The organism is Streptomyces sp. SID14478 (assembly GCF_010548525.1).
Classification (GTDB): domain Bacteria; phylum Actinomycetota; class Actinomycetes; order Streptomycetales; family Streptomycetaceae; genus Streptomyces.
Map to the genome: position 1 here is coordinate 1 of NZ_JAAGMG010001389.1, position 7836 is coordinate 7836.

Genomic DNA, 7836 nt, shown 5'->3' on the forward strand with positions numbered 1-7836 from the left:
CAGCAGCAGATGGGCGGCCCCATGGGTGGTCCGCCGCAGCTGCCGAGCGGTGCCCCGCAGCTCCCGGCCGGCCCCGGTGGACACGGTCCCCAGGGCCCGGGTCCGCAGGGCCACGGCGGTCCGCAGGGTCCCGGCCCGATGGGTCAGGGTCCGATGGGCCAGCAGCCGCAGCTCGGCGGTCCGATGGGCGGCCCCATGGGCGGCCACGGCGGTCCGCAGATGCCGCAGCCCGGTCAGGGCCCCGGTGGCGACAGCGCTGCCCGTGTCCTCTCGCTGGCCCAGCAGACCGCCGACCAGGCGATCGCCGAGGCCCGCTCCGAGGCCAACAAGATCGTCGGCGAGGCCCGCAGCCGCGCCGAGGGTCTCGAGCGTGACGCCCGTGCCAAGGCCGACGCCCTGGAGCGGGACGCGCAGGAGAAGCACCGCGTCGCGATGGGCTCCCTGGAGTCCGCTCGCGCCACGCTGGAGCGCAAGGTCGAGGACCTGCGCGGCTTCGAGCGCGAGTACCGCACGCGTCTGAAGTCGTACCTGGAGTCGCAGCTGCGCCAGCTGGAGACCCAGGCCGACGACTCGCTGGCCCCGCCGCGTACCCCGGCGACCGCGTCGCTGCCGCCGTCCCCGGCGCCTTCGATGGCTCCGGCCGGTGCGGGTGCCCCGTCCTACGGTGGCAACCAGAACATGGGCGGCAACCCGCAGCAGGGCGGTCCGTCCTACGGTGCCCAGCAGCAGATGTCGCCCGCGATGACGCAGCCGATGGCGCCGGTGCGGCCGCAGGCGCCGCAGCCGATGCAGCAGGCCCCGTCGCCGATGCGCGGGTTCCTCATCGACGAGGACGACAACTAGGGGCGCCCCGCGCGCCTGAGAAGGCGTCGGCGTTCATTCAGGCCCTGGCCCGGATCGTTTCTGCGATCCGGGCCAGGGCCTTTTCGCGGCTCGGGGAGCGGGCGTCCCGGTGGGGCCCCGCGCCACGACGCCGAAAGGGGTCGGCCCCGCCAGACAGACTCTGGCGGGGCCGACCCCTTTCCCGGGCGCAGCCGGTACCCGCTGCCTACGCCTTGCGCAGGCGGAAGACCAGGCTCAGGCCCTCGTCCGTGAACGCCTCCCCGTACGCGTCGTCCGCCTCGCCCTGGGCGAAGTCCGTGGCCAGGACCTCGTCGGCGATCAGGCCGGAGTGCTCGGACAGGGCCGAGATCACCGCCGGGTCCGTGGACGTCCAGCGCAGGGCGATGCGGTCCGCGACGTCCAGGCCGCTGTTCTTGCGGGCCTCCTGGATCAGGCGGATCGCGTCACGGGCCAGGCCCGCCTGCCGCAGCTCCTCCGTGAGCTCCAGGTCGAGGGCCACGGTCGCGCCGGAGTCGGAGGCCACCGACCAGCCCTCGCGCGGGGTCTCCGTGATGATGACCTCGTCGGGGGCGAGCGTGATGGTCTCGCCGTCGACCTCGACCGACGCGGTGCCCTCGCGCAGGGCGAGGGAGAGCGCGGCAGCGTCCGCCGCCGACACCGCCTTCGCGACGTCCTGGACGCGCTTGCCGAAGCGCTTGCCGAGCGCCCGGAAGTTCGCCTTCGCCGTCGTGTCGACCAGGGAGCCGCCGACCTCGGAGAGCGAGGCCAGGGAGGAGACGTTCAGCTCCTCGGTGATCTGCGAGTACAGCTCCGGGTCGAGTGCGTCGAAGCCCGTCGCCGCGACCAGCGCGCGCGAGAGCGGCTGGCGGGTCTTGACGCCCGACTCCGCGCGCGTGGCGCGACCGAGCTCCACGAGACGGCGCACGAGATCCATCTGCGTCGACATGCCCGGATCGATCGCCGCGCGGTCCGCCTCGGGCCACGTCGACAGGTGCACCGACTCCGGGGCGCCCGGGGTGACGGGGACGACCAGGTCCTGCCAGACCCGCTCCGTGATGAACGGCGTGAGCGGGGCCATCAGCTGAGTGACCGTCACCACCACGTCGTGCAGGGTGCGCAGCGCGGCCTTGTCGCCCTGCCAGAAGCGGCGGCGCGAGCGGCGCACGTACCAGTTGGAGAGGTCGTCGACGAACGCCGACAGGAGCTTGCCGGCGCGCTGGGTGTCGTACGCCTCCAGGGACGTGGTGACCTCGTCGGTGAGCCGGTGCAGCTCGGACAGCAGCCAGCGGTCGAGGACACTGCGCTCGGCCGGGGCCGGGTCCGCCTCGCTGGGCGCCCAGTTCGACGTACGGGCGTACAGGGCCTGGAAGGCGACGGTGTTCCAGTACGTGAGGAGCGTCTTGCGGACGACCTCCTGGATCGTGCCGTGGCCGACGCGACGGGCCGCCCACGGGGAGCCGCCGGCCGCCATGAACCAGCGCACCGCGTCCGCACCGTGCCGGTCCATCAGCGGGATCGGCTCCAGGGTGTTGCCCAGGTGCTTGGACATCTTGCGGCCGTCCTCGGCGAGGATGTGGCCGAGGCAGACCACGTTCTCGTACGACGACTCGTCGAAGACCAGCGTGCCGATCGCCATCAGCGTGTAGAACCAGCCGCGGGTCTGGTCGATGGCCTCCGAGATGAACTGCGCCGGGTAGCGCGACTCGAAGAGCTCCTTGTTCTTGTGCGGGTAGCCCCACTGCGCGAACGGCATCGAACCCGAGTCGTACCAGGCGTCGATGACCTCCGGGACGCGGACGGACTCCAGGGAGCAGCCGTCGTGCGTGCAGGGGAACGTGACGCTGTCGATGTACGGGCGGTGCGGGTCGAGCGACGACTGGTCGGTGCCCGTCAGCTCGGACAGCTCCTCGCGGGAGCCCACGCACGTGAGGTGGCCCTCCTCGCAGCGCCAGATCGGCAGCGGGGTGCCCCAGTAGCGGTTGCGGGAGAGCGCCCAGTCGATGTTGTTGCTCAGCCAGTCGCCGAAGCGGCCGTGCTTGACGGTCTCCGGGAACCAGTTGGTCTTCTCGTTCTCCTGGAGGAGGCGGTCCTTGACGGCCGTGGTGCGGATGTACCAGGACGGCTGCGCGTAGTACAGCAGCGCGGTGTGGCAGCGCCAGCAGTGCGGGTAGCTGTGCTCGTACGGGATGTGCTTGAAGAGGAGACCGCGGGTCTGCAGGTCCTCCGTGAGCGCCTCGTCGGCCTTCTTGAAGAAGACGCCGCCGACCATGGGGACGTCCGGCGAGAACGTGCCGTCGGGCAGGACCGGGTTCACGACCGGCAGTCCGTACGCGCGGCAGACCTTGAGGTCGTCCTCACCGAACGCGGGGGACTGGTGCACCAGGCCCGTGCCGTCCTCGGTCGTCACGTAGTCGGCGTTCACGACGTAGTGCGCCTCGGCCGGGAACTCGACGAGCTCGAACGGTCGTTGGTACTTCCAGCGCTCCATTTCGGCGCCGGTGAAGGACTCGCCGGTGGTCTCCCAGCCCTCGCCGAGGGCCTTCTCGACGAGCGGCGCGGCGACGACGAGCCTCTCCTCGCCGTCCGTCACGACGACGTACGTCACGTCGGGGTGCGCGGCGACCGCCGTGTTCGACACCAGGGTCCAGGGGGTCGTCGTCCAGATCAGGAGCGACGCCCGGCCCGCCAGTGGACCGGAGGTGAGAGGGAAACGGACGTAGACGGAGGGGTCGACGACCGTCTCGTAGCCCTGGGCCAGCTCGTGGTCGGACAGGCCGGTGCCGCAGCGCGGGCACCAGGGGGCGACGCGGTGGTCCTGGACCAGCAGGCCCTTGTTGAAGATCTCCTTCAGCGACCACCAGACCGACTCGATGTACTCGGGGTCCATCGTGACGTAGGGGTCGTCGAGGTCGGTCCAGTACCCCATGCGGGTCGTGAGGTCGGCGAAGGCGTCGGTGTGCCGCAGCACGGACTCGCGGCACTTGGCGTTGAACTCGGCGATGCCGTACGCCTCGATGTCCTTCTTGCCGCTGAAGCCGAGCTCCTTCTCGACCGCCAGCTCCACCGGGAGGCCGTGGCAGTCCCAGCCCGCCTTGCGGGCCACGTGGTAGCCGCGCATCGTGCGGAAGCGGGGGAAGACGTCCTTGAAGACGCGGGCCTCGATGTGGTGGGCGCCCGGCATGCCGTTGGCCGTGGGCGGGCCCTCGTAGAACACCCACTCGGGGCGTCCCTCGGACTGGTCCAGGGTCTTGGCGAAGATCTTCTGCTCGCGCCAGAAGTCGAGCACGGCGTGCTCGAGGGCGGGCAGATCGACCTGGGCGGGCACCTGACGGTACTGCGTCATCAGTCTTCCTCCGGCGGATGTGCGTCCTTCCGTCGGAGGGACGAGAGCGCTGGTGCTCCCGCGGTACCACCCTCCTTGGCCCTCCGGTGCGTGGTGTGCTCCGGTGAGCCCCCTCATTGGGGTCGCGATGCCGGGTCTACTGGCCGCTGCAGGAGTGCTGCGGGGTTCTTCCGACGGCTCCGGGGTGATCTTCGCCGCGCGCTCGCCCCCGGGCTTCCACCGTCCCCGGATCGCTCTTGGCTGCGTACGCCGCTACTCGGCCCCATCCACGCTTCTCGCTGTGCCCAGTGTACGGGGCCCGGCGAGGCGCGGCCGACCGGTTTTCGCGGGGTCGGAGCACCCGGCGCCGGGCCGCGTCGGGTGACCCGAATGGCGACACGCGCGCCGACCGATCCGGCCGGGCCTCCCGGACGCGGATTTACCGGGCGGGGAGCTGGGCACAACGCTTGCAGGCCGGTCGCGGCGGGGGCGCGGGGTGCGGCGAACGGAGGCGGATCGGGGCGTGCGCCCCGTTGCCGCGGCCTCCGAGTCGATTTATCGTCCCAGCACGATTCGCGTGCAAGATCACACATTGTGAAGGGGCCGCGGCCATGGTGGCGAAAAAGACCGCCGTTCAGCAGTCGACGTCCGACAGATCCACGGGCGCGGGTGCCTCCGGCGGGGCGGCCCGCGCCACTGCCTCCCCCGGCGGTGCCGGGAAGGACGTGGCGGGCAAGAAGAGCGCCGGGGCGGCCGGGAAACCGGCGGCCGGCGCCACGAAGGCGGTGAAGTCGACGTCCAAGGCGACGACACCGAAGAAGACGGCCGCGAGCAAGGAATCCGCGGCTACGGAGTCGGCCACGGGGAGAGCCGCGACCAAGAAGGCGGCGGAGACGAAACCCGCGGCCAAGAAGGCGGCAACGAAGACGACCGGCGCCAAGAAGGCGGCGGCCACGAAGAGCGCGACCAAGAAGGCGGCCGCCGCACACGCGGACGCCACCCCCGCCGGGGAAGACGCGAGTGCCGTCGAAGGTGCCGCGAAGGCCGCGACGGGGAAGCGTACGACCAAGAAGGCGGCCGGTACGGCCAAGAAGGCCGATGCCGCGCACGCGGCAGAGGCGCAGGGCGCGGAGAGCGCCGGACGCAAGGGCGCGGCGAAGAAGACGGTCGCCTCCGCGGCCGAGGGCGCGGCCGAGGCCGCGAAGACGACGGGAGCCACGACAGTGGTTGCGAAGAAGACTCAGGGCACGGCCACCGCGGCGAAGAAGCCCGGCGCGGTGCCCAAGGCGCGGGTGTCCGCCGCGGTCCCCGGTGAGCTGGCCGTCCGGCCGGGCGAGGACCCCTGGACCCCGGACGAGGTCAAGGAGGCGCGCGCCGAGCTGCAGAGCGAGGTGCTGCGGCTCGGGAGCGAGATCGCGGCCGCGGAGGAGGGCCTCGCCGGTCTGATGCGCGACTCGGGGGACGGCGCGGGGGACGACGACGCCGACACCGGGACGAAGAACATCACGCGCGAGCACGAGATGTCGCTGGCCGCCAACGCCCGGGAGATGCTGGAGCAGACGGAGCGGGCCCTGGAGCGCCTGGACGCCGGCACGTACGGGGTCTGCGAGAACTGCGGCAACCCCATCGGCAAGGCGCGTATGCAGGCCTTTCCGCGGGCGACGCTCTGCGTGGAGTGCAAGCAGAAGCAGGAGCGCCGTTACTGAACCGTCCCCGTGGGGCCGCACGGTCGTGCCGTACTCTCGTCCTCAGTCAGGTACTAGGTTGAGGGACTCACGTGGCAGAGGCGGAGCGCATCATCGGTACGCCGGATTCCCCTGAGACGGGGGCAGCCGAGCCGGAGAAGGCCGACCGGGCCCCGGCTCAGGACGCCGACGAGGCGGTCGCCGAGCGGCCCAGGGGCAGGCGGCGCATCGCCGTACTGTTCGCCGTGGCCGCTCTGGCGTACGCCCTGGACCTCGGCAGCAAGCTGCTCGTGGTCGCCAAGCTGGAGCACCGCGACTCCATCCGGATCCTCGGGGACTGGCTGCAGCTGGAGGTCATCCGTAACCCGGGGGCCGCCTGGGGCATCGGCGAGGCGTTCACGATCGTCTTCACGCTGATCGCGGCGGCGGTGATCGTCGTGATCGCGCGCCTCGCGAAGAAGCTCTACAGCACTCCGTGGGCGATCGCGCTCGGGCTGCTGCTCGGCGGGGCGCTCGGCAACCTCACCGACCGGGTCTTCCGTGCGCCGGGCGTCTTCGAGGGCGCGGTCGTCGACTTCATCGCGCCGAAGAACTACCCGGTCTTCAACCTCGCGGACTCCGCGATCGTCTGCGGCGGCATCCTGATCGTGCTGCTGTCCTTCCGCGGCATCGACCCGGACGGGACCCTCCACAAGGACTGAGGCCGCGGCCCTGGTGACAGGGCTGCGGTACGGGGCTGTCGGTGCGCTCCTGCATACTCGATGCGTGAGCACCATTCCCGAGATCCGAACCCTGCCCGTGCCCGACGGCCTGGAGGGCGAGCGCGTCGACGCCGCCATCTCCCGCATGTTCGGCTTCTCCCGCACCAAGGCCGCCGAACTCGCCGCCGCCGGGAAGGTGACGGTGGACGGCTCGGTGGTGGGCAAGTCCGAGCGGGTGCACGGCGGGGCCTGGCTGGAAGTGGAGATGCCGCAGGCGGCCGCTCCGGTGCAGATCGTCGCCGAGCCCGTCGAGGGCATGGAGATCGTGCACGACGACGACGACATCGTCGTCATCGTGAAGCCGGTGGGCGTCGCCGCCCACCCCAGCCCGGGCTGGACCGGCACGACCGTGATCGGTGGCCTCGCCGCCGCCGGGTACCGGATCTCCACCTCCGGTGCCGCCGAGCGGCAGGGCATCGTGCACCGGCTGGACGTGGGCACGTCCGGGCTGATGGTCGTCGCCAAGTCCGAGCGCGCGTACACGTCGCTGAAGCGCCAGTTCAAGGAGCGCGTGCCGGACAAGCGCTACCACGCGCTCGTGCAGGGCCACCCCGACCCGATGAGCGGCACCATCGACGCCCCGGTCGGCCGGCACCCGAACCACGACTACAAGTGGGCCGTGACGGCGGACGGCAAGCCGTCGGTCACGCACTACGACCTCATCGAGGCGTTCCGGGCCGCCTCCTTGCTGGACATCAAGCTGGAGACCGGGCGCACGCACCAGATCCGCGTGCACATGTCCGCGCACCGGCACCCCTGCGTCGGCGACATGACGTACGGCGCCGACCCGACGCTCGCCAAGCGGCTCGGGATCACGCGGCAGTGGCTGCACGCGGTGCGGCTCGGGTTCGAGCACCCGTCGGACGGGGAGTGGGTCCAGTTCGAGAGCGCGTACCCCGAGGACCTGCAGACCGCCCTCGACCGGGTCCGGGCGGAGAGCTCGTGAGCGGCGGCGCGGAGTACGCCGTGCGCGTGGCCGAGGGGGACGCGGAGCGCGCGGCCTGTTTCGCCGTGCGCAAGGAAGTCTTCGTCGGCGAGCAGGGCGTTCCCGAGGACCTCGAGTACGACGCGTACGACGCCGACGCGGTGCACGTGCTGGCCGTCCGGGAGGACGGGCTGCCGCTCGGTACGGGCCGGCTGCTGACCGGCGACGCCGCCGCCGCGAAGAACGGCGGCGCAGCGGACGTCGGTGCGCTCGGGCGACTCGCCGTGGCGAAGCCCGCGC

At 71.8% G+C, this 7836-nt stretch carries 5 protein-coding genes and 1 pseudogene; 5 read left to right on the forward strand and 1 reads right to left on the reverse strand.

The window, feature by feature from the left end:
* Window positions 1-843 (forward strand): V-type ATP synthase subunit E (locus G3I40_RS44140; RefSeq protein WP_164560412.1); only part of this gene is annotated, 843 nt, incomplete at its 5' end.
* Window positions 844-1048: 205 nt separating this feature from the next.
* Here G3I40_RS44140 and ileS read toward each other — a convergent pair.
* Window positions 1049-4186, reverse strand: coding sequence for an isoleucine--tRNA ligase (gene ileS, locus G3I40_RS44145; protein WP_164560413.1), 3138 nt, complete (start codon window positions 4184-4186; stop codon window positions 1049-1051).
* A gap of 590 nt (window positions 4187-4776) precedes the next feature.
* Here ileS and G3I40_RS44150 point away from each other — a divergent pair.
* From G3I40_RS44150 to G3I40_RS44165, 4 genes and pseudogenes are all read left to right on the forward strand, one after another.
* Window positions 4777-5871 carry a TraR/DksA C4-type zinc finger protein gene (locus G3I40_RS44150; RefSeq protein ID WP_164560414.1) on the forward strand — a complete coding sequence of 365 codons (1095 nt, stop codon included), beginning with the start codon at window positions 4777-4779 and terminating at the stop codon, window positions 5869-5871.
* Window positions 5872-5942: 71 nt separating this feature from the next.
* Window positions 5943-6551 (forward strand): signal peptidase II, encoded by a 609-nt coding sequence (lspA, locus tag G3I40_RS44155; RefSeq protein ID WP_164560415.1) that lies wholly within the window; start codon window positions 5943-5945, stop codon window positions 6549-6551.
* A 64-nt stretch (window positions 6552-6615) separates the two neighbouring features.
* Complete coding sequence (locus G3I40_RS44160) at window positions 6616-7557, forward strand: RluA family pseudouridine synthase (RefSeq protein WP_164560416.1); 942 nt, start codon at window positions 6616-6618, stop codon at window positions 7555-7557.
* Window positions 7554-7836: pseudogene (locus G3I40_RS44165) on the forward strand (GNAT family N-acetyltransferase); the annotation flags it as partial. The gene G3I40_RS44160 and the pseudogene G3I40_RS44165, both read left to right, overlap by 4 nt.